We start from the raw sequence: 20,718 nt of genomic DNA on the forward strand, positions 1-20,718 counted from the left end.
TTACTTCCAGGACACAAGCTCCCACTCTAAGTAATCCTCCCAGAGAGCGTTTCTCCAAAACATACCAGCCCATAAATAGCGCCCATAGCCTCGCCGAATAACCCACCGACCGATTTCCGGGGAAAACCAGACGTCTTCTTGGCGATAGTTGGCTACTCGAGAGAAGTCATTGCTCGTGAAATAAGGCGCCTCACTTTGATATTTCAGGGCCGGGAACTGCCCTGCAGGAGCGCTGACGCCCTCCCACCCTGCTGCCGATATATTGAGACCCCAGTAGTAATCATTATCGGGATAGCCAAGTACCTGATAACGATTGCGATAGAAGCCAGACCATCCTGGAACCAGTTGCTCGGGCCATAAGGGGATAGGCTTTAAAAACTTTTGGGGAGGACTCCAATGGGGATCCTGAAGAATGTAGCCCCAAGGCTCTTGGATTTCATCTGGGAGTGGTCCTGCCTTTAGTCCACTGCGCTCAATCCGAATCTGGGACCCAACCGAAACCACCTTCTCCGTAACGATATCGACTAGCTCTTGGTTAAACACATTGCGTACGTTGTAGACCCACTGCTGACCCACTTGTGGCGGCCGCACCTTAGGGGGATTAATAGGCTGCGGTAGAGGTGTTGAAACTGGATAGGGCTGAGAGGCAATGCAAGCCACCAGCAATGCCGGCGACAAAAGTAAGAAAAATCTCCGTACGGTATTTATTTGTAAGAGCTCAACTGCCACTGATAGCTACCCTCTAAAATCGCCGCACTAACCTGACCCTGAATTCGATAAGAACCAGATATCTCACGCGCAACCCAGCGACCAAGCTGCGGTGCAAACCAAACCGTTTCCTTGCGAATGCAATCAACCTTATTAGGGTCTTCGCTCTCATAATTAATCAGCGTCTGAAAACGCAAAGCCACGAACTCTCCAGCAGGAACAGTAATTTTTTCCCAGCCCTGAACAGTCATATATTCTTGCCAATTCATTCTCGAATCTGAATAGCCCGCAATGCTGTACTTAGTATTGAACTGCTTCGCCCAGGTAGCGGATAGTTGCTCGGGCCAAAGCGGTAAAGATGGACTGAAGTTAAGCAAGCGTGACCACTGCGTATCGGTAGCAACCATTCCCCATGAGGTTTGAATTTCGCTAGGTAAGCGAGCGCCATCAGCCGTGGTTCGGTCAATCACAATCGTTGATCCAATATTAGCGACACGCTCAGTAATCACATCTAGCGTCTTACCGTCAAAAATGTTTTTCTTAATATAGGTCCACTCTTGACCGACTTGCGGAGGACGAACCACAGGCAGCGGCTTTGGCTGAGCAACTGGAATGCCATGCTCATAGGAGAGGCTTCCACAAGCTACGGGGGCTAAAGCGGCTGATACGATGAAAGTGCGGCGAGATAAATTCATATTCCTACCCAAGTTGATTGAATGAGTGAAGTGAACAAAATAAATAACAAATAAAGTTTATACGTGCCTCAGGGCTTTGGCTATTTTATTACGCCCCAATGAGGTTTTTGGAATACCAGGCATATCAAACCACTGATGGGTTTCTTCCTCAAAGCCTACACCGTGCATAAAGTTATAGATCGCTTTTTTGAGGCCAAGACCAAGATGGTCATGATCTATACCCGTGGGGTCGATAAAGGCGACATCATTCTTAGCAAAGCTAATCGGGGGTAATGGCACCAGTTCGATGCCATAAGCCGCCGGATCAAGACCTACCGGGGAGTGGACTGTGCAAGTAAATCGATGGAAAAAGCCACTCTGAATACAGCCATTCTCAAAGAGTTGACGAACATATTCAAGAGAGTCGACGGTTTCTTGAACGGTTTGGGTTGGGAAACCATACATCAGATAAGCATGCACCAAAATACCTGCATCTGAAAAGCCTTTTGTCACTTGCGCCACTTGCTCTACAGAGACGCCTTTTTTCATGAGATCAAGAAGTCTGTCAGAGGCCACTTCTAGGCCACCAGACATCGCAATACAACCACTTTGCGCCAACAACTCAGATAGCTCTGGAGTAAAAGTCTTTTCAAAACGAATATTGCCCCACCAAGAAATCACCACCTTGCGCCGAATGAGTTCTTCAGCAAGAGCTTTTAAGATCTTCGGTGGCGCAGCCTCATCTACAAAATGAAATCCCGTCTGACCAGTCTCCGCAACAATCGCTTCGATACGATCAACCAATAGACTTGCTGAAGCGGTTTCATAACGAGAAATGTAATCTAGGCTGACATCGCAAAAGCTACATTTTTTCCAATAGCAGCCATGCGCAACCGTGAGCTTATTCCAGCGCCCATCACTCCAGAGGCGATGCATGGGGTTGAGCATATCTAGCAAAGATAAGTAGGAATTGAGTGGCAGACCATCCCATGTGGCAGTCCCCACCTCTTCAAAAGGAACATCAGGCTCTTGCCAGTTGATGTAACGCACTTCATTACCAGTAGTTCGGATAAAGGTACGAACCAATCTTTCCGCAGAGCGCTTGCCATTTAAATGCTCTAAGAGAGCAAGTAAAGGTCGCTCACCAGAATCTAGGGTGATGTAATCGACAAAGTCAAATAGACGTGGGTCGGTGAGTTCACGTAGCTCAGTATTCACGTAGCCACCACCAAGACCAATTTTGATGCTGGGGTAATGTTGTTTGATGGTTTGCGCAATTCGTAGTGCGGCATACATTGCCCCGGGGAATGGCACTGACAAGAGCACCAAAGTGGGCTGATGCTTTTCGATGGAAGACTTTGTAAGTTCCTGTAAATGCAAATCCATTAATGTAGGACTTGCCGCCAAGGCATCCGCCAAGGGAGTAAAGGTAGGCTGACTACCTGCCAAGGCTTCTGCATAACGAACAAACTCAAAACGCTCATCCACTGCATCACGCAGGACATCAGATAAGTCATTGAGATAGAGGGTAGCCAAATGTCGTGCTCGATCCTGAGAGCCCAATGCGCCAAAAGCCCATGCTAAAGAATCACCACCCTCCTCTTCTTCATAAGAATCTAAGGATTCAAATCGTGGACCTTCAGGCAACAAAGTTCGACTGTTGATGCGATGAGCCAGAGTGCTATCGCGCCCCTGTAAAAATGCAATTGCTAAGGCGATAGTGCTTTGGTAATCCGCAAAGTAATCTAAAAAGAAATTGACACTGGCACTACGATTTTCTTCGGGAAGTTTCAAGGCTTGATCTTGAATCTCCAGCAAACCTTGCGGCGTAAAGAAGCCAAGAACTAAAGCTAGAGCCAAATCTTCTTGAACGGCCTCAAAACCACGTGAACGCAAAAAGCCAGTGAGATAAGCCGTGGATGGATACGGGGTATTGAGCTGCGTCATCGGCGGAATAAGACTCAGGATCTTCATGCTGCTTGCGTCCGCTTCTCACTAAGCAATTCCAACAACTCTAATTCCTCAGAGCTAAAGCCAGCTTGCTCACGTGCCTCAAAATTAAACGGCCCCCTCAAAGTAGGTGCACGGTATTTCTCGGCCAATTCTCGATAAGTCGCAATCGGGGATACGTTCTCATTAGCGCACAAGAAATTAAACCAACGATTGCCCACTAGAACATGGCCGATTTCATCATGAAGAATTATTTCAAGAATCTCTACAGCGCGCTCATCTTGTATTTGCTTGAATCGATCCCGAATCTCTGGAACTGCATCTAGCCCTCTTGCCTCCATGGTTCTAGGAACTAAAGCCATGCGAGCAATCACTGAATCTGAAGTTCTTTCCACCATCTCCCACAGACTATTGTGGGCTGGGAAATCACCATAGCTATATCCAAAGGACTGTAAATGGGCATTGATTAAGCTGAAATGGTATGACTCTTCCTTGGCGACTTTTAGCCAGTCCTCGTAATAGGCTTGAGGCATATTTGGAAAACGCCAAATTGCATCTAAGGCGAGATTCATGGCATTAAATTCAATATGCGCCAGGGAGTGCCAAAGAATAGCCCTGCCTTGCACCGTATCCATTTTTCTCTTAGGAACAAACTTGGGTGCCACTAGCTCTGGTTTGGCTGGTCGACCAGGAAGTTCGATACTCTCACTATCGAAGTTTGCAGAAAGACTTAAAGTAACGCGTCCCGCTTGATGCTCATCGAACAAGTTGAATAACTGGCTAACCTTAGAGTGAACATCGGTATTTGCCAGTATTGCGAGGGCAGTTTCTCGTAACTCAAGCATGGGCTTGGGCAAAGGCAGACTTACGCTGCCTATTCCCACTCAATGGTGGCCGGTGGTTTTCCACTGATATCGTAGACCACGCGATTAATGCCGCGCACTTCATTGATGATACGGTTCGATACTTTGCCTAGCAAATCATGAGGCAAGTGCGCCCAATGCGCAGTCATAAAGTCTTGTGTTTGCACTGCTCTGAGAGCAACAACGTATTCATAGGTTCTACCATCACCCATCACGCCCACAGACTTTACTGGCAAGAACACAGCAAAGGCTTGGCTGGTAAGGTCATACCAAGATTTTTGACTAGCTTCATCAATCGTATTACGCAGTTCCTCAATGAAGATAGCATCAGCACGTTGTAGTAAGTCGGCAAATTCCGATTTGACTTCACCTAAGATACGCACACCAAGACCAGGCCCTGGGAAAGGATGGCGATAGACCATCTCACGTGGCAAACCTAAAGCAACGCCAAGTTCACGCACTTCGTCTTTGAACAATTCACGTAATGGCTCAAGTAACTTGAGATGCATGTCTTCTGGTAAGCCACCCACATTGTGATGGCTCTTAATCGTATGCGCGCCCTTCTTACCTTTACCGGCAGACTCAATCACGTCTGGATAAATAGTTCCTTGAGCAAGCCACTTGGCATTGGCAATCTTCCCGGACTCAGTTTGGAAAATCTCTACGAATTCTTTACCGATAATTTTGCGCTTGGCTTCTGGATCTGCAACACCGGCAAGCTCAGACATAAACTTCTCTTTGGCATCAACCCGAATTACTTTAACACCGAGGTTGCGGGCAAACATCTCCATCACCATGTCGCCTTCGTTTAAACGAAGTAGGCCATGATCAACAAACACACAAGTGAGTTGCTCACCAATCGCACGATGAATTAATGCAGCCGCGACACTAGAGTCAACACCGCCAGATAAACCGAGAATCACTTCCTCATCGCCAACTTGCTTGCGAATATGCGCAACCGCTTCGCTGATGTAGTCACCCATCACCCAGTCCGGTTTGCAGCCACAGATCTCATGCACAAAGCGGCCCAAGATGGCCTCGCCTTGTAATGTATGCGTTACTTCAGGATGGAATTGGAATGCATAAAAACGGCGCTGTTCATCAGCCATACCAGCGATAGGGCAGGACTCTGTTGAAGCCATGAGCTTAAAAGCTGGTGGCATTGTTGTTACAGAGTCACCATGACTCATCCATACCTTCAGAATGCCATGGCCTTCACTGGTAGAAAAGTCTTGGATGCCTTTAAGTAAATTGGTATGGCCATGGGCACGCACTTCGGAGTAACCAAACTCACGGGCTTTACCCAAGGACTCGGCAGAAGCAACGGCACCACCTAATTGGGTTGCCATAGTTTGCATGCCGTAGCAAATACCTAAAACGGGAACGCCGAGTTCAAAGACGATTTGCGGTGCACGAGGACCGCCCTCTTGCGTTACAGAACTGGGTCCACCAGAAAGAATGATGCCTTTGCCACCCTGCTCTTGAATGAACTTGCGAATGAATTCTGGATCACAATCGTAGGGATGGATTTCCGAATAGACACGCGCATCACGCACGCGCCGGGCAATCAATTGGGTGACTTGTGAACCAAAGTCAAGAATCAGTATTTTGTCGTGCACGAAAGGATTACCTTAAATTCAGCCTGCTTTTACTTCTTAATCAATATGGTAATTTGGCGCTTCCTTGGTGATCTTCACATCATGAACGTGTGACTCGCGCACACCCGCTGAAGTGATTTCCACAAAATTCGCTTTCTCATGAAGTTCATCAATCGTCTTGCATCCAAGATAGCCCATTGAAGAACGAATACCACCAGTCAGTTGATGCAAGATGGCAAGGACGCTACCTTTGTAAGGCACTTGACCTTCAATACCCTCTGGTACCAACTTCTCAGCATTCGCTGCACTGATGTCACTTTGGAAGTAACGATCTGCAGAGCCATCTGCCATTGCGCCCAAAGAACCCATGCCACGATAACTCTTATATGAACGGCCTTGATAGAGGAACACTTCACCAGGAGCTTCTTCAGTACCAGCGAACATACCGCCCATCATGACCGAGCTTGCACCAGCAGCCAGGGCTTTAGCAACGTCACCGGAGTAACGCACGCCACCGTCGGCAATTAACGGAATACCTGTACCTTTAAGTGCGGCAGCTACATTCACAATGGCGCTAATCTGAGGCACACCTACACCCGCAACAATCCGGGTAGTGCAAATAGAGCCAGGGCCAATACCCACTTTCACACCATCAGCGCCATGATCAGCCAATGCTTTAGCGGCTTCGCCTGTGGCAATGTTTCCACCGATCACTTGTACGTGAGGATAGTTTTTCTTAACCCACTTCACGCGATCTAAGACACCTTGGCTATGACCATGTGCGGTATCCACCACAATGACATCGACACCTGCACGAACTAAGAGCTCAATACGCTCATCGTTATCAGGGCCAACGCCAACAGCAGCACCAACACGCAACTTACCTTCGCTATCTTTACAAGCATTTGGATGCTCGGTCGCCTTCAAGATATCTTTAACGGTGATCAGACCACGTAATTCAAACTTATCGTTGACTACCAGTACGCGCTCTAAGCGATGCTGACTCATCAAGCGCTTCGCCTCTTCTAGCGAGCAACCCTCTTTAACTGTAATCAAGCGCTCGCGTGGAGTCATCTTCGATTTCACGAGCGCATCTAAGTCTTCCTCAAAGCGCAAGTCGCGGTTGGTAATAATGCCCACCACTTCTTTGCCAGTGAGCACTGGAAATCCGGAGAAACCATGCTCACGAGAAAGTTGAATGACTTGGCGCAGCGTGGCATGTGGATCTACCGTAATAGGATCGCGCAAAATGCCAGATTCGTAACGTTTGACCTTAGCCACTTCCCTAGCCTGTTCAGCAGGCTTGAGATTTTTATGAACAATACCAATACCACCCTCACTAGCCATGGCAATTGCCAAGCGGCCTTCAGTGACGGTATCCATCGCTGCGGATACCAACGGTGTATTGAGTGAAATTTCTCGAGTTAACTTACTTGCCAAGCTGGCATCTCGAGGGAGTACCGAAGAATAAGCCGGTACGAGGAGCACATCATCAAAAGTGAGTGCTTTTTGAATGAGTCGCATGCAAAACCCCTAGTCACAAAACAAGATTATAGCCTCCTCGCCTTTCTTTTAGTTGCGGCAGCCTGGAATTTGGCATCTTGGTTCTGATTGGCCTTCTTGCGGCGGACGGCCTTGGGGTCAACCAGGAGCGCAGAATAGAGCTCCAAGCGATCACCCTCGTAAATAGGGCTGTCCCAATCCTTACGCTTGCCAAAGACGCCAAAACAGCCTTTTCTGGCTAAGTTGGAGTCTTCGGGGCCTTGGGCAATTCCCGCTTTAATGAGAGCAAGCCCTACAGTGGCTGCCTCGGAGGGCAATAAGTGCAGCGTAAAAGGGCTTAACTCAGGCTCACCCAGGCGGGCATCACAAATCCAAATCTTCATGGACTGACTAGCCATAGAGGTCTTCAGCTCGCTTGACGAAGCAATCCACAAAGGTGCCTGCAATATGCCCAAAGACTGGGCCAATGATCTTATCTAGGATGACGCTCTTGAACTCCCAGTGGAGCTTAAATTCCACCTTACAGGCATCCTCTTTGAGGGGAATGAAGTTCCACTGCCCGGAAAAATGCTTGAATGGGCCATCCACAAAGACCATATCAATGCTTTCGGGGCGATGATTGGCGTTTCGAGTATGAAAATACTGATTAATACCCTTAAAGTGGATATTGATTTTGGCATCCAAAACAGTCTCAGATTGCTCAAAAATTTCCACGCCACCGCACCAGGGCAAGAACTCTGGGTAGCGCGCAACATCAGTTACCAAACCGTACATACGGTCTACGGACTGGCCAATTAAAACGGTCTTGTTGACGTCTGCCATAATCGATCTTGAGAAGCTAAATAAATATGAGTATCGTCGATAACAAAAAAGCCTTCTTCGATTATTTTATCGAGGAACGGTTCGAGGCAGGGCTGGTTCTGGAAGGCTGGGAAGTAAAAGCCATCCGCGCCGGTCGCGTGCACGTCAAAGAAGCGTATGTTGTCATCCGTCAGGCGGAGCTGTTCCTGATCGGATGCCATATTACCCCCCTGCTATCTGCCTCCACTCACATAGTCCCCGACAGCACCCGTACCCGCAAACTCCTTCTCAATGCGATTGAGATTAAAAAACTGATTGGCAAAGTAGAGCAAAAGGGCTATACCCTCGTCCCTTTGAACCTGCATTTCTCCAAAGGGAATGTGAAGTGCGAGATCGGACTAGCCCGCGGCAAGAAACAACATGACAAACGTGCCGCTACCAAAGAGCGCGAATGGGAAGTTCAAAAGGGTCGTATTGCTCGGGGCGACCTCAACGCTTGATTGGCCAAGTGAGTGCCTAGCTATTCAAGATAATAATATTTAGCACAAAGCAAAATGCCTAGATTTTCATCTAGGCATTTTTTTCATCTTGCTAGTCAATAGCAGTTAGGGGGTTAAGCTTCCTTCTTGCCCAACATTTCCCAGGTAGCTACTACGCTGTCTGGATTGAGGGAGATCGAAGTAATGCCCTTAGCAACCAACCAACGCGCAAAGTCTGGATGATCTGAAGGGCCTTGACCGCAAATACCAACGTATTTGTTTTGCTTAAGGCAAGCTTCAATAGAGCGAGCAATCATGAACTCCACTGCGGGATCGCGCTCATCAAAGTCAATGGCTAACAATTCCATGCCGGAGTCACGATCTAGGCCCAGGGTTAACTGAGTCATATCGTTTGAACCGATTGAGAATCCATCGAAATGCTCAAGGAATTGATCCGCCAAGATTGCATTCGAAGGAATCTCGCACATCATGATCAGGCGCAGGCCATTCTCACCACGCTTGAGACCTAACTTTGCCATCATGTCGATAACACGCTCAGCTTGCTTGATGGTACGAACAAACGGCACCATGATCTCGACGTTATCCAGACCCATATCTTCACGAACGCGCTTCATTGCAGCGCACTCCAAAGCAAAGGCTTCACCAAAATCAGCTGATACGTAACGGGATGCGCCACGGAAGCCCAACATTGGGTTCTCTTCGTCCGGCTCGTAGCGTGAACCACCAATGAGTTTCTTATATTCATTTGACTTGAAGTCAGACAAACGTACGATCACCGGTTTTGGATAGAAAGCCGCAGCAATCGTTGCTACACCTTCAACCAATTTATCCTCATAAAACTGACGTGGGCTTGCGTAGCCACGAGCAACACTCTCTACTGCGCGCTTGAGATCAGGATCAATGTTTGGATACTCCAAGACAGCGCGTGGATGCACACCAATATAGTTATTGATGATGAACTCGAGACGAGCTAAGCCGACACCAGCATTGGGGATTTGACAGAAATCAAAGGCCAACTGAGGATTACCGATATTCATGGTGATCTTGACTGGAATCTCTGGCAATACACCACGAGAAACTTCAGTTACTTCAGTTTCAATCAAGCCATCATAAATATGACCTTCGTCACCTTCTGCGCAAGAGACAGTCACCATCATGCCATCTTGCAAATGCTCAGTAGCGTCACCACAACCTACTACCGCAGGAACACCTAACTCGCGAGCAATAATCGCTGCGTGACAAGTACGACCACCACGATTAGTAACGATCGCGGAAGCACGCTTCATCACCGGCTCCCAGTTGGGATCAGTCATATCAGCAACTAATACATCACCTGGTTGTACGCGATCCATCTCACTTGGGTCGCGAATAATACGAACCGGACCTGCACCAATCTTTTGACCAATCGCACGACCTTTAGCTAATACCTTGGAGCTACCTTTTAACTTGTAGCGCATCTCCACTTGACCAGCAGCTTGGCTCTTCACCGTCTCAGGACGAGCTTGCAAGATGTAAATACGGCCATCTTGACCATCTTTACCCCACTCGATGTCCATTGGACGACCGTAGTGCTTTTCAATAATGACGGCGTATTTTGCTAATTCGGTAATGTCAGCATCTTCCAATGAAAAACGATTACGCTTTTCTGGGGCTACATCTACAGTCATGACCTTCTCAGCAGAACCTGCCGGGGCAAATTGCATCTGGATTAACTTGGAACCTAAAGAGCGACGAATAATCGCCTTCTTATCTTTTGCCAAGGTAGTTTTGAACACGTAGAACTCATCTGGGTTCACTGCACCCTGCACTACTGTCTCGCCTAAGCCATAGCTGGAAGTGATAAAGACCACGTCTTCGAAGCCAGACTCCGTATCCAAGGTAAACATCACACCAGCGGCACCCAGGTCAGAGCGCACCATGCGCTGGATACCAGCAGATAGCGCCACTTCAGCGTGGGCAAAGCCCTTGTGAACGCGGTAAGAAATCGCACGGTCGTTATACAAGGAAGCAAATACTTCACGAATCTTCTTCAGAACATCATCAATACCTTCAACGTTCAAAAAGGTCTCTTGTTGCCCGGCAAAAGAAGCATCAGGTAGATCTTCTGCGGTTGCAGAAGAGCGCACGGCGAACGAGCCTTTACCAGAGTCATCTAATGTTTTAAATGCGGCACGAACCTCTTCATCAAGACGCGCCTGAAATGGGGCAGTCTCAATCCAGCCGCGAATTTCTTTTCCGGCCTCAGCCAAAGCACGAACATCATCAATATTGAGATTTTCCAAGCGCTTCTGAATGCGCTCAGTCAAGTTGTTGTGCTCTAAGAAATCACGAAACGCCAGTGATGTAGTTGCAAATCCAGTGGGCACACGTACACCCGTGGAAGACAACTGAGAAATCATTTCACCAAGTGAGGCGTTTTTACCGCCGACTGACTCAACATCCGTCATGCGGAGTTGCTCAAAAGGCAGAACATAGGCATTTGCTACATCGTTACTTTGTTGCTGTTGGTTGGACATAAAATACTCTCTAAGGATAAGGAAACTGGTCGAGCGGCCGGATAAAATACGGCATACTTCAATAATTGCATATTGTAGTGCTGACCAAGACCTCTAGGCCAATCTCATGTCTACCCAAACTCGTATTGTTTTTATTGTTTCTGATGGCACGGGGATTACTGCCGAGAACTTCAGCCAATCGATTTTGGCTCAATTTGAGGCCACTTTTAAGCATGTTCGGGTGCCTTTTGTGGATAGCCCTGAAAAAGCCCACGACGCGGTCTCCAGCATCAATCAGGCAGCCTCTAAATATGAAGTCCAGCCGATTGTTTTCACCACTTTGGTGAATCCCGAACTGAACACCATTGTCGGCAAAGCAAATGGCCTGATTCTGGATATGTTCCAGACTTTTGTGGCGCCTTTAGAGCAGGCTCTCGGGGTTAAATCAACCCACGCCATGAACCGCCTTCACCACAATGCAGATACCGAGGCCTACAAAAACCGGATTGAGGCCATTAACTACTCTTTAGCCCATGATGATGGTCAATCCAATAAAAATCTAGCTGAGGCTGATGTCATTTTGGTGGGCATATCGCGGGTAGGCAAAACACCAACCAGTCTTTATCTTGCTATGCAGTATGGGATGAAAGCAGCCAACTATCCTCTTATTCCTGAAGATTTTGAACGTGGGCAGTTACCCAAAGATTTAATCCCGTATCGCAGTAAGATTTTTGGCTTAATGATTGATGCTGAACGTCTGTCAGAGATTCGGAATGAGCGGCGTCCTGGCAGCAACTACGCCAAACTGGAAAACTGCCGCTACGAAATTAATGAGGCCACCGCCATGATGAAAAAAGAATCCATTCCTTGGGTGGCCACCACCAGTAAATCCATTGAGGAGATTGCGACTACTGTCTTGCAATCTATGAAGTCGGATAAAACAATCTTAGGTTAAAAAAGTATTTTTAATGTCTGCTACAAGGATTGCAGAGTTATTTGGCTTTAGTTGGCAGACCTTTTATGGTGGCTTCATCATTTAATTGTTGATCAACTAAGTACAGGGTACCGCCGTAATTTGCCTGGAGGTCATAGCCAGAAAGGCCAACAGTATAAAAAATGATGTCAGGATTAAGTGAGCGTATTACACCACCAGATCCAGCCGAGAAGTTTGCATCAATATCTATCCCGCCTTTTTGACCATCAATTGAAGTCAGTAAAAATTGGTCAATAGCCTTGGTGGATTTAAAAATAACTACCTGATATTGATCTTGGTACCCAGCACCTAAACCCTCACCTGTCTTTAGTGCCTCCATGAAGATGGGGGTGCTTCGGCGCTTGTCATAAAGAACACCCTCTCCCCTAGCAACCACAATCAGTAGGATATTGACATTAGTCGTACTGAAAACGGCATATCCAGCCGCCTCTTCGATTTCCTTTTTAACAGATGGATTTTGCTTAATGAGTGCATCAAGCCCAGTTGTGGACATCTTTAACGTAGCAGCTCGCTTTTGAACAATCTCAGCGGGAGTTAAAGGCTTACCGTCTTTGCCAGTGGATTGACACCCAGAAAGGGTGACTAAAGAAGTAAAGAGCAGCGCAATAATTTTTTTCATGGACTAAATATATCCCATTGGACTGCTGGCCAACTAAAACCTTGCCAGTGAAAACTAAATTTGCTCTAGAGCAAGTATCGGTGCATACAGGCTTAAATATGAATTTCAGACCACCGAGACCAGACTAGTGCTAGGCACGCCTCACCCGAAGGGTTTCGAATAAACACACTGCTGCTGCAGTAGATACATTCAGCGATTCAACTCTGGGATCAATCGGAATGGAGACGCCCTTTGCCTGAGCCATCAAATCATCAGAAACGCCCTGACCTTCACTTCCCATGACCCATGCAACGGGATGCATTAGTACCTTGGGCATGTTGTAGAGATCGAGCTCGCCATCGGCAGTAGCAGCGAGCAAAGGCGCAGCGACTGCACTGAGCACTTGCTGAGATGACCAGCCTTCATAAAGATCTAGCAAGCGATGGGCGCCCATGCCGGCGCGCAATACTTTGCTTGACCAGAGGTGGGCGCAACCAGATAGTGCAATTACTTGAGTAAAACCTGCTGCTGCTGCAGTGCGTAAAATAGTTCCCACATTTCCGGCATCCTGAATGCGATCCAAAACAATCACATCACCAGTGATTGTGGCAACTGACTTTTGGGGATTTAATGCAGATTGAGGAAGGTCCAGCAAGCCTGCAATTTGTGGGGCATTAACCAAATCACTGAGTAAATCCCACAAGCCTTTATCTAATTGATAAACGCGAGTCTCTGGACAAATCTCTGCATGGTCGTAAACGGCCTGGGCAATCTCTGGATTTTGCAAACCCAACTCGGAAGTAATCAATATCTTGAGTGCTGGATTACCTACCCAGGTTTGTACTAAATGGATACCTTCTAACAAAGCTTGCCCACAAGCAAATCTGGCCTTTTGTCCTTTGAGCCCAGTAGCTTGTAATTGACGAATCTCCTTAAACAAGGAATTGTCTTTTGAGCTGATAAATTCCATTTTCATAATTGGGATTATCGACTATGCAGCGCCAAGACATTGCGAACCGGAGAAAAGCTACGGCGATGCTGATCACAGGCGCCAAACTCCTTCAGTGCAGCGAAATGGGCTTCAGTTGGATACCCCATATGCTGAGCAAAGCCATATTGGGGGTGCAGTTCATGCAAGGCCATCATTTGGCGATCACGTGTGACCTTTGCCAAGATAGAGGCAGCTGAGATTGCTGGCTCTTTAGTATCGCCCCTCACAATAGCTTCTGCGGCGATTGGCAACTCAGGACAGCGATTGCCATCAATCAAGGCTTTATCTGGCCAGCCACCTAAACGGGTAGTGAGATCTTCAATTGCACGACGCATTGCCAGCATTGTCGCTTGCAAAATATTGATCTCGTCAATCTCAGTTGGACTTGCTTCACCAATACCCCAGGCTTTGGCTTTGAGCTGAATTTGCTCAAACAAAAACTCACGTCTTGTGGCCGATAGCTTCTTAGAATCCTTTAATCCAGTAATCGGATTCTCAGGATCAAGAACAACAGCACCAGCAACCACTGCCCCCGCCAAAGGACCACGTCCTGCTTCGTCAACACCACATACCCAAATCAAGCTCACACAGTAACCTGATGTTTTGTAGCAGCAATGGTTTGCGCTACAGCCTGTGCAACCAATAATCCCGTTGGCCTACGTAGAGTCTCATGCATTGCTGCAAAACGGGTTTTGAGTTGGGTAACTTTAGTGGGGTTGTTTAACCAGGTTAGCAAGGCATCTGCCAACTTATTCGGAGTAGCATCGTCTTGTAGAAGTTCGGGGACAACAAACTCACCGCACAGAATGTTGGGCAAACCAACATACGGTAGATAGCCCTGTCGTTTCATGATCTGTGCAGTTAACCAAGGTACCTTATAAGAAATCACCATCGGCTTTTTCCAGAGGGCCGCCTGTAAAGTCGCCGTACCACTAGCAATCAGCACAACATCAGCGGCCTCAAGTACTGCATCGGCCTCGCCATCAATCAAATAAATATGAAGGTCAGGATTTTTATCAAGCGTATTTTTAAGTAAAGTCTCCAGCGGTTCACGAAGGCGTGGCGTTGCCACTGGGATTACAAAATGCAGAAGCTGTCCTGGCATACGCTTAGTAAGTTCTGCCATCGTCTCAAAAAAGACTGGTGCAATCAGCTCAATCTCAGAACCGCGACTGCCCGGCAATGCAGAGACGACCGTTCCACTCAATGTATTGCTTGGAAGATTTAAGATTTTTTCTATTCTTTGCTTGGCGCTTGCTGGATTTGGCTCTAGAGGAATCTCGCTCGCCAGTGGATGCCCAACATAAGTTGCGCTGATGCCAGCACGCTCATAGATCTCAGTCTCAAACGGGAAAATGCAGAGCATACGCTCTACCGCTTGCTTGATCTTCGTAATACGCCCCGCTCTCCAAGCCCAGATCGATGGCGAAACAAAATGCAAAGTCGGAATACCTGCTTTACGTAAAGCCAACTCAACACCTAAATTGAAATCTGGTGCATCAATACCTAGATATACATCGGGGCGACCTTCACCCGTGAGATTAGCAATCAACTCTTTCCGTAACTTCAGAATAGCAGGTAACTGTTTAATTGCCTCAACGTAACCACGGACACTTAATGTCTCCATTGGCCAATCTGAGCGCAGGCCCTCGGCCTGCATACGAGGACCACCGATACCGTAGACCTCCAGATGGGAGGTGTCGGGGATCTGCTTTAGTGCGCTCAGTACTGGCGCTGCCAGCAAGTCACCCGAAGGCTCTCCGGCAACACAAGCAAGTTTAGACACTAGATTTTCTCTATCGAATAATGCCGCGCGTAGAGGCGGCAATAAAGTCATGGAACTCTGTCAGCTTTTCTGCAGTTTGCACATCGGATGCACTAGCTAGCGCCATCTTCTGAATCTCTACCTTAGCTTCTTCAAAGCTCAGACCATCTTTATAGAGAACCTTATATGCCTGACGCAACGCAGAAATCGTTTCGCTTGAGAAACCACGACGCTTCAGACCTTCCACATTAATGCCATGAGGGGAAGCTTTATCGCCAGCTGCAATCACAAACGGTGGAATGTCTTGCACCAATGCGGAGGCACCACCCAACATCGCATGTTGACCGATACGGACAAATTGATGCACTCCAGACATGCCACCCATGATCGCCCAGTCACTTACTTTTACGTGACCAGCGATTTGTGCGTTGCTCGAGAAAATCGTGTGGTTACCAATTTGGCAGTCATGTGCAATGTGTACATAAGCCATGATCCAGTTGTCATCACCTATTCTGGTAATGCCCTCATCCTGCGATGTACCCGTATGAATGGTCGTGAACTCGCGAATGGTGTTGCGATCGCCAATAATCAACTGGGTAGGTTCACCACGGTATTTCATATCCTGGGGAGCGCCACCAATAGCAGCGAAGTGGGCAAAGTTATTTTCTTTGCCGATCGTGGTGTAACCCTCGATCACAGTGTGAGAGCCAATCTTGCTACCAGCACCAATTTTGACGTTTGGTCCAATGACAGAATACGGACCAATCTCTACGTCGCTGGCGATCTCAGCTTTACTATCAACAACAGCAGATGCATGAATCCGAGTCATTACGCACCTTTCGTACGAACGGCACAAGTGATATTCGCTTCGGCAGCCAACTCGCCATCCACGGTCGCCTGCACTTGGAACTTATAGATACCGGCACGTTCACGTTCTAACTTAGCCGTCATGATCAATTGATCACCAGGTAATACCGGCTTCTTAAAGCGAGCACCATCAATACCGGCGAAGTAATAAACCGCATTTTCTTCACGCACTTCAGAAAAGGTCAGCAGTGCTGCTGTTTGAGCAAGCGCCTCAATAATTAAAACCCCCGGCATGACCGGAAAATCGGGGAAGTGGCCCTGAAAGAAAGGCTCATTCATAGTGACATTCTTCAGCGCAGTAATACTTTGACGAGGCTCAATCTCCAATACGCGATCAACCAATAGAAATGGATAGCGGTGTGGCAGCAACTTCAGAATTTGATTGATGTCGATGGCGATGGGTTTGCTCATGTATTTACCTGCTGAATAAAGTTTTTAGATTTTTGTAATGGGGAGATATAGCTATTTAGTTTTATCTAATAATCGTAAGCGTTGGCGTATTTTATCGAGGCCTCGCAGAATTGCCGCGTTTTTCTCCCAAGCGCTGTGTGGCATTGAAGGGTAAACGCCGGTGTAATGCTGTCCTGGCTCCGTTATCGAACGAATAATGGAGGTATTGCCCGACACGGTTGTTCTGTCAGCGATTGTCAGATGACCAGCAAAATTGGCTGCGCCGCCAATAATACAAAAGTTGCCAATCTTGGTGCTTCCTGAAATGGCAGCACAACCAGCAATCACACAACAATTACCTACCACTACGTTGTGAGCAATTTGAACTTGGTTATCAATCTTGGTGCCGTTACCGATGATGGTGTCACTCATAGCACCACGATCGATTGTGCTTGACGCGCCCACCTCGACATCATTTCCGATAAGCACAGCACCTGTCTGCGGGATCTTAACCCACTCAGCACCGGTAGCGGAAAAGTCAGAGGCAAAGCCAAAACCATCCGCACCAATGACCGCTCCACTATGAATAATGCAGCGCTCACCAAGCTTAGTTTCTGAATAAACAGATACATTGGGATAGATCAAGGTATCGCTGCCAATATTCGAATTTCTGGCGACAGAAGTATTACCCAACAAGACAACTCGCTCGCCTAATTTAACGCCAGGACCAATTTGCACAAATGGTCCGATATGGCATGAAGCTGGAATGCTGACGCTAGGATCAATGGCGGCACTAGGATGCACTCCAGGCGCATAAACAGGTGCAGAAGCTTTAGCAAAGTGCTGCGCCATTCTGGCAAAAGTGGCGTAAGGATTTTTAGAGACAAAAAACACTCTACCCGCTGAGTTGCTTCCTGGGTTTGCCTGAAGAAAATCTAAGTCCGCCTGACTAACAATTAAACCACCTGCAGCACTATCACTAGCCTGTTGGCGATACAGCGGATTTGAAAGAAAGGAGATTTGACTGGATTGGGCTCGCTCGAGAGGAGCGAGGCCTTGAAGCAAGAGGGAGCCATCCCCCACCAAGCTTACTTGAAACTGTTCGGCCAGCTCGATGGCGGTGGGCATAAAACTTACTTAAGACTATTCAAAGCCTTGATGACATCATCAGTAACATCAACCTTGGGATTGGCATAGGCTGGATCTTGAATAATGACATCAATTTTTCTTTGTTCAGCAATCTGCTTGAGGGCTTGATTGGCTTTTTCAGCAATCTTGGCGCGCTCTTCAAAGTTACGCTGATTCAGATCCTCAGTGTACTCACGCTGTTTGCGCTGCAATTCACGATCCTGGTCAGCCAACTCACGTTGACGACGTGCACGCTCAGCCTCAGACATGACCGCTGAATCACGATCTAACTTTTCTGCAGCAGATTTGATTTTTTGGGCGCTGTCACGAATTTCATTTTGACGTTTTGTAAATTCATTCTGCAACTTAGTCTGGCTAGCTTTAGCCATGTTGGATTCGTTGAATACTTTTTCAACGTTCACAGCTGCAACCCGAGTTCCAGCGTCCTGAGCCAATGCCGATGGCAAAGTAATAAGTGCTGAAACAGCAATTAAGCTGTACTGAATCCATTTGGAAGATTGATGAAGCTTCATAAAACTTTCCTTAAACAATTAAAACGCTGTACCCACTTGGAACTGCAAACGTTGGACGTTATCCGTCGGCAATGATTTGATTGGAATACCGTAACTAAACTTGAGCGGACCCAATGGTGATATCCATGATAAACCCAAGCCATAAGAATATCGCAATACGAGATTGATATTCTCCGCATAGACATTACCGCCGTCTACGAAACCAAATACCCGCAAGGTTTTATCCACTCCAGAGCCAGGAACTGGCACGGTGTACTCCACGTTACTGACGATCTTGGACTGGCCACCAGTCGGCTGATTCAAGCCAGTATTCGGATTATAGAAAGTGGGGCCTAGTGAGCCTGGAGCATAGCCTCGAACTGATCCAATACCACCAACATAGTAGTTTTTAGTGATCGGGAATGGGTATTTTCCGTAAGCTTCGCTGTAACCTACCTCGCCGTTAAAAGACAAAATATTGCCTTTGGAGAAAGAGTGGTATTTCTGGTACTGGCCAAATATCCGGTAGAACATCATATTTCCTAGCGGGGTTCCGGCCTCAGCACTCAACTGCTGCAATGATCCAGAAGATGGGATTAAAGCGCTATCACGACCATCACGTGACCAGCCTACGGTGACGGGTATGTTGTAGGTGGTCAATGTCGCAGGGTACCCAGGTGAAGCTATGCCATAACTTTGAGCGTAACTTAAATATGGAAGAGGAGTATTGCTTGTAGTCTGAATCTGAAATGCCTCTACACCAGTTCCAAAGAATACCCGGTCAACTTCTGTGTATGGAACACCAAACTTGATATTGCTACCGACGGACTTAATTTGATAATCAGGATCACCAACGTAATACAAAGGCTTAGATGATCTGTAGTACAGATCGGTATAACGACTGATACCATCCTCAGTGAAATAAGGATCGTAGTTTGACAGGGCCAAGCTCTGATTAATCTTACCCAAAGACATATTTAAACCTACCGCAGTACCCGTACCAAATGCGTTGTCTTGATTAATACCGGCGGAGAGGATCAGCTTTTCAGTTGAAGAGAAGCCCGCACCAATCGTAACGGCACCCGTTGGCTTTTCAGTTACCTTTACATTGACGTCCACTTGATCTGGTGACCCAGGAACGTCCTGAGTAGAAACATCAGTCTCAGTAAAGTAGCCCAAACGGCCTAGACGTTTTTTAGACAGGTCAATCTTGTCACTATCAAACCAGGAGCTCTCAAACTGACGCATCTCGCGACGGATCACCATATCTCGAGTTTTGGCATTACCGGTAACATTCACTTGACGAACATAAACACGTCGACCTGGATCGACCACTAAGGTCAAATCGACCTCACTTAATTCGCGACGAATATCCGGCTGGGGGTTGATGGTTGCAAACGCATAGCCATACGAACCCAGAATTTCAGCAATTGCCTTGGTGCTCTCAGTCAACTTAGCCGATGAAAAGGTATCGCCTGCCTTAAGACTTACCAGCTGAATTAGCTCAGCCTCTTTACCCAATAGATCTCCAGCTAAACGCACATTCTTGACTGTGAACCTATTGCCCTCACGAATACTCACCGTGAGATAGATGCCCTTTTTATCCGGAGTAATAGAAACCTGAGTAGATTCGATGACAAACTCGAGGTAACCACGATTGAGATAATAAGAGCGAATGTTCTCTAAGTCAGCAGTGAGCTTTTGCTTGGAGTACAAATTATCTTTGCTGTACCAAGAAAGCCATCCGCCCGTCTTTAGTTGCATCTCGCTTTTGAGAGTGCTCACACTAAAGACATTGTTGCCGATAAAATTAATCTCTTCGATTTTGGCTACAGGGCCTTCATCAATATTGAAGTAAATCGCCACTTGATTGCGCTCTACCGGGGTAACAGTGGCAACTACCTCAGCGGCATACATACCCTTACCAACATACTGACGCTTGAGCTCTTGCTCAGCTTTGTCAATCAGCGCTTTGTCATAGAAGCGGGCTTCAGCCACACCAACTGCTTTTAAGGACTTACGGACAATTTCTTGATCAAACTCTTTCATCCCGGTAAATTCAATTCGGGAGATAGTGGGACGCTCTTCAATGATCACAATCAAAACATTGCCTTGAGCCTGAATCTGTACATCTCGGAAAAAACCAGTGCTATACAAAGCCTTAATAGCCTCAGCACTCTTCTCGTCCGTAAAGGTGTCACCCACTTGAACAGGCAGATAGCTAAATACAGTTCCTGGCTCTACTCGTTGCAGGCCCTCGATGCGAATATCTTTGATCACAAAGGAGTCAGCTGCCTGTGCGCTTACACAAAAACTAGCAGCAAGGATCAGGGTTAACTGAGCAAGAAATCGAGTTACCGAGCGAAAAGAGGGGATCAGAA

20 protein-coding genes are annotated in these 20,718 nt (G+C 47.2%); 2 read left to right on the forward strand and 18 right to left on the reverse strand.

The genetic code is table 11. From position 1 onward, the window contains the following. Genes C2747_RS07045 through C2747_RS07080 form a run of 8 tightly spaced genes read right to left on the reverse strand, consistent with a single transcriptional unit; the run spans position 1 to position 8,118 of the window. On the reverse strand, positions 1 to 678 hold the full coding sequence (locus C2747_RS07045; protein WP_251374726.1) for a hypothetical protein: 678 nt from the start codon (positions 676 to 678) through the stop codon (positions 1 to 3). Positions 679 to 704: 26 nt separating this feature from the next. After that, entirely contained in the window at positions 705 to 1,403 is a 699-nt protein-coding gene (locus C2747_RS07050; protein ID WP_215330898.1) for a hypothetical protein, read from the reverse strand. A 57-nt stretch (positions 1,404 to 1,460) separates the two neighbouring features. Beyond that, entirely contained in the window at positions 1,461 to 3,356 is a 1,896-nt protein-coding gene (locus C2747_RS07055; RefSeq protein WP_215330899.1) for a B12-binding domain-containing radical SAM protein, read from the reverse strand. Further along, complete coding sequence (locus C2747_RS07060) at positions 3,353 to 4,189, reverse strand: ferritin-like domain-containing protein (protein ID WP_349814574.1); 837 nt, start codon at positions 4,187 to 4,189, stop codon at positions 3,353 to 3,355. Before C2747_RS07060 ends, C2747_RS07055 begins: the two co-directional genes overlap by 4 nt. A gap of 17 nt (positions 4,190 to 4,206) precedes the next feature. Beyond that, positions 4,207 to 5,814, reverse strand: a complete 1,608-nt coding sequence (gene guaA, locus C2747_RS07065) for a glutamine-hydrolyzing GMP synthase (protein ID WP_215330900.1) — start codon at positions 5,812 to 5,814, stop codon at positions 4,207 to 4,209. Positions 5,815 to 5,850: 36 nt separating this feature from the next. Next, positions 5,851 to 7,317, reverse strand: coding sequence for an IMP dehydrogenase (gene guaB, locus C2747_RS07070; protein WP_215330901.1), 1,467 nt, complete (start codon positions 7,315 to 7,317; stop codon positions 5,851 to 5,853). Positions 7,318 to 7,343: 26 nt separating this feature from the next. After that, on the reverse strand, positions 7,344 to 7,694 hold the full coding sequence (locus C2747_RS07075) for an RnfH family protein (protein WP_215330902.1): 351 nt from the start codon (positions 7,692 to 7,694) through the stop codon (positions 7,344 to 7,346). Continuing rightward, positions 7,687 to 8,118 (reverse strand): type II toxin-antitoxin system RatA family toxin, encoded by a 432-nt coding sequence (locus C2747_RS07080; protein WP_215330903.1) that lies wholly within the window; start codon positions 8,116 to 8,118, stop codon positions 7,687 to 7,689. Before C2747_RS07080 ends, C2747_RS07075 begins: the two co-directional genes overlap by 8 nt. A 26-nt stretch (positions 8,119 to 8,144) precedes the next feature. On the opposite strand from C2747_RS07080, the gene smpB reads away from it, so the two are divergent. After that, positions 8,145 to 8,597 carry an SsrA-binding protein SmpB gene (gene smpB / locus C2747_RS07085; RefSeq protein ID WP_046330447.1) on the forward strand — a complete coding sequence of 151 codons (453 nt, stop codon included), beginning with the start codon at positions 8,145 to 8,147 and terminating at the stop codon, positions 8,595 to 8,597. 113 nt (positions 8,598 to 8,710) lie between these two features. On the opposite strand, the gene ppsA is transcribed toward smpB, so the two are convergent. Further along, the gene (ppsA, locus tag C2747_RS07090; RefSeq protein WP_215330904.1) at positions 8,711 to 11,113 is read right to left on the reverse strand and encodes a phosphoenolpyruvate synthase; all 2,403 of its coding nucleotides are present in this window, start codon (positions 11,111 to 11,113) and stop codon (positions 8,711 to 8,713) included. 106 nt (positions 11,114 to 11,219) lie between these two features. Between ppsA and ppsR the strand changes: the two genes are divergently transcribed. After that, positions 11,220 to 12,047 (forward strand): posphoenolpyruvate synthetase regulatory kinase/phosphorylase PpsR, encoded by an 828-nt coding sequence (gene ppsR / locus C2747_RS07095; RefSeq protein ID WP_215330905.1) that lies wholly within the window; start codon positions 11,220 to 11,222, stop codon positions 12,045 to 12,047. 37 nt (positions 12,048 to 12,084) lie between these two features. Here ppsR and C2747_RS07100 read toward each other — a convergent pair whose 3' ends face one another. The 9 genes from C2747_RS07100 to bamA all read right to left on the reverse strand — a co-directional run bounded on the left by C2747_RS07100 (position 12,085) and on the right by bamA (position 20,716). Beyond that, complete coding sequence (locus tag C2747_RS07100) at positions 12,085 to 12,705, reverse strand: lipid-binding SYLF domain-containing protein (protein ID WP_215330906.1); 621 nt, start codon at positions 12,703 to 12,705, stop codon at positions 12,085 to 12,087. A 130-nt stretch (positions 12,706 to 12,835) separates the two neighbouring features. Next, entirely contained in the window at positions 12,836 to 13,654 is an 819-nt protein-coding gene (locus C2747_RS07105) for a TrmH family RNA methyltransferase (protein WP_251374727.1), read from the reverse strand. Between the two features lie 14 nt (positions 13,655 to 13,668). Continuing rightward, positions 13,669 to 14,262 (reverse strand): ribonuclease HII, encoded by a 594-nt coding sequence (gene rnhB, locus C2747_RS07110; RefSeq protein ID WP_215330908.1) that lies wholly within the window; start codon positions 14,260 to 14,262, stop codon positions 13,669 to 13,671. Then, on the reverse strand, positions 14,259 to 15,461 hold the full coding sequence (gene lpxB / locus C2747_RS07115; RefSeq protein ID WP_433915490.1) for a lipid-A-disaccharide synthase: 1,203 nt from the start codon (positions 15,459 to 15,461) through the stop codon (positions 14,259 to 14,261). Before lpxB ends, rnhB begins: the two co-directional genes overlap by 4 nt. 10 nt (positions 15,462 to 15,471) lie before the next feature. Further along, the gene (gene lpxA / locus C2747_RS07120) at positions 15,472 to 16,269 is read right to left on the reverse strand and encodes an acyl-ACP--UDP-N-acetylglucosamine O-acyltransferase (RefSeq protein WP_215330910.1); all 798 of its coding nucleotides are present in this window, start codon (positions 16,267 to 16,269) and stop codon (positions 15,472 to 15,474) included. Then, positions 16,269 to 16,718, reverse strand: coding sequence for a 3-hydroxyacyl-ACP dehydratase FabZ (fabZ, locus tag C2747_RS07125; RefSeq protein ID WP_046330453.1), 450 nt, complete (start codon positions 16,716 to 16,718; stop codon positions 16,269 to 16,271). The genes lpxA and fabZ overlap by 1 nt, the downstream gene beginning before the upstream one ends. Positions 16,719 to 16,769: 51 nt before the next feature. Next, positions 16,770 to 17,825, reverse strand: coding sequence for a UDP-3-O-(3-hydroxymyristoyl)glucosamine N-acyltransferase (gene lpxD, locus C2747_RS07130; protein ID WP_215330911.1), 1,056 nt, complete (start codon positions 17,823 to 17,825; stop codon positions 16,770 to 16,772). A 5-nt stretch (positions 17,826 to 17,830) separates the two neighbouring features. After that, complete coding sequence (locus C2747_RS07135) at positions 17,831 to 18,358, reverse strand: OmpH/Skp family outer membrane protein (protein WP_215330912.1); 528 nt, start codon at positions 18,356 to 18,358, stop codon at positions 17,831 to 17,833. An 18-nt stretch (positions 18,359 to 18,376) separates the two neighbouring features. Next, positions 18,377 to 20,716, reverse strand: coding sequence for an outer membrane protein assembly factor BamA (gene bamA / locus C2747_RS07140; RefSeq protein WP_433915516.1), 2,340 nt, complete (start codon positions 20,714 to 20,716; stop codon positions 18,377 to 18,379). Positions 20,717 to 20,718 lie beyond the last annotated feature (2 nt).

The sequence above is a fragment of the Polynucleobacter corsicus genome (assembly GCF_018688255.1).
Classification (GTDB): domain Bacteria; phylum Pseudomonadota; class Gammaproteobacteria; order Burkholderiales; family Burkholderiaceae; genus Polynucleobacter; species Polynucleobacter corsicus.

Bases quoted from the DNA above. Each gene is read 5' to 3' on its own strand.
- C2747_RS07100 (WP_215330906.1), bottom strand. From the start codon at position 12,705: ATGAAAAAAATTATTGCGCTGCTCTTTACTTCTTTAGTCACCCTTTCT.
- lpxA (WP_215330910.1), bottom strand. From the start codon at position 16,269: ATGACTCGGATTCATGCATCTGCTGTTGTTGATAGTAAAGCTGAGATC.
- guaB (WP_215330901.1), bottom strand. From the start codon at position 7,317: ATGCGACTCATTCAAAAAGCACTCACTTTTGATGATGTGCTCCTCGTA.
- ppsA (WP_215330904.1), bottom strand. From the start codon at position 11,113: ATGTCCAACCAACAGCAACAAAGTAACGATGTAGCAAATGCCTATGTT.
- C2747_RS07075 (WP_215330902.1), bottom strand. From the start codon at position 7,694: ATGGCTAGTCAGTCCATGAAGATTTGGATTTGTGATGCCCGCCTGGGT.
- fabZ (WP_046330453.1), bottom strand. From the start codon at position 16,718: ATGAGCAAACCCATCGCCATCGACATCAATCAAATTCTGAAGTTGCTG.
- ppsR (WP_215330905.1), top strand. From the start codon at position 11,220: ATGTCTACCCAAACTCGTATTGTTTTTATTGTTTCTGATGGCACGGGG.
- C2747_RS07055 (WP_215330899.1), bottom strand. From the start codon at position 3,356: ATGAAGATCCTGAGTCTTATTCCGCCGATGACGCAGCTCAATACCCCG.
- C2747_RS07050 (WP_215330898.1), bottom strand. From the start codon at position 1,403: ATGAATTTATCTCGCCGCACTTTCATCGTATCAGCCGCTTTAGCCCCC.
- smpB (WP_046330447.1), top strand. From the start codon at position 8,145: ATGAGTATCGTCGATAACAAAAAAGCCTTCTTCGATTATTTTATCGAG.
- C2747_RS07105 (WP_251374727.1), bottom strand. From the start codon at position 13,654: ATGGAATTTATCAGCTCAAAAGACAATTCCTTGTTTAAGGAGATTCGT.
- C2747_RS07135 (WP_215330912.1), bottom strand. From the start codon at position 18,358: ATGAAGCTTCATCAATCTTCCAAATGGATTCAGTACAGCTTAATTGCT.
- C2747_RS07080 (WP_215330903.1), bottom strand. From the start codon at position 8,118: ATGGCAGACGTCAACAAGACCGTTTTAATTGGCCAGTCCGTAGACCGT.
- lpxD (WP_215330911.1), bottom strand. From the start codon at position 17,825: ATGCCCACCGCCATCGAGCTGGCCGAACAGTTTCAAGTAAGCTTGGTG.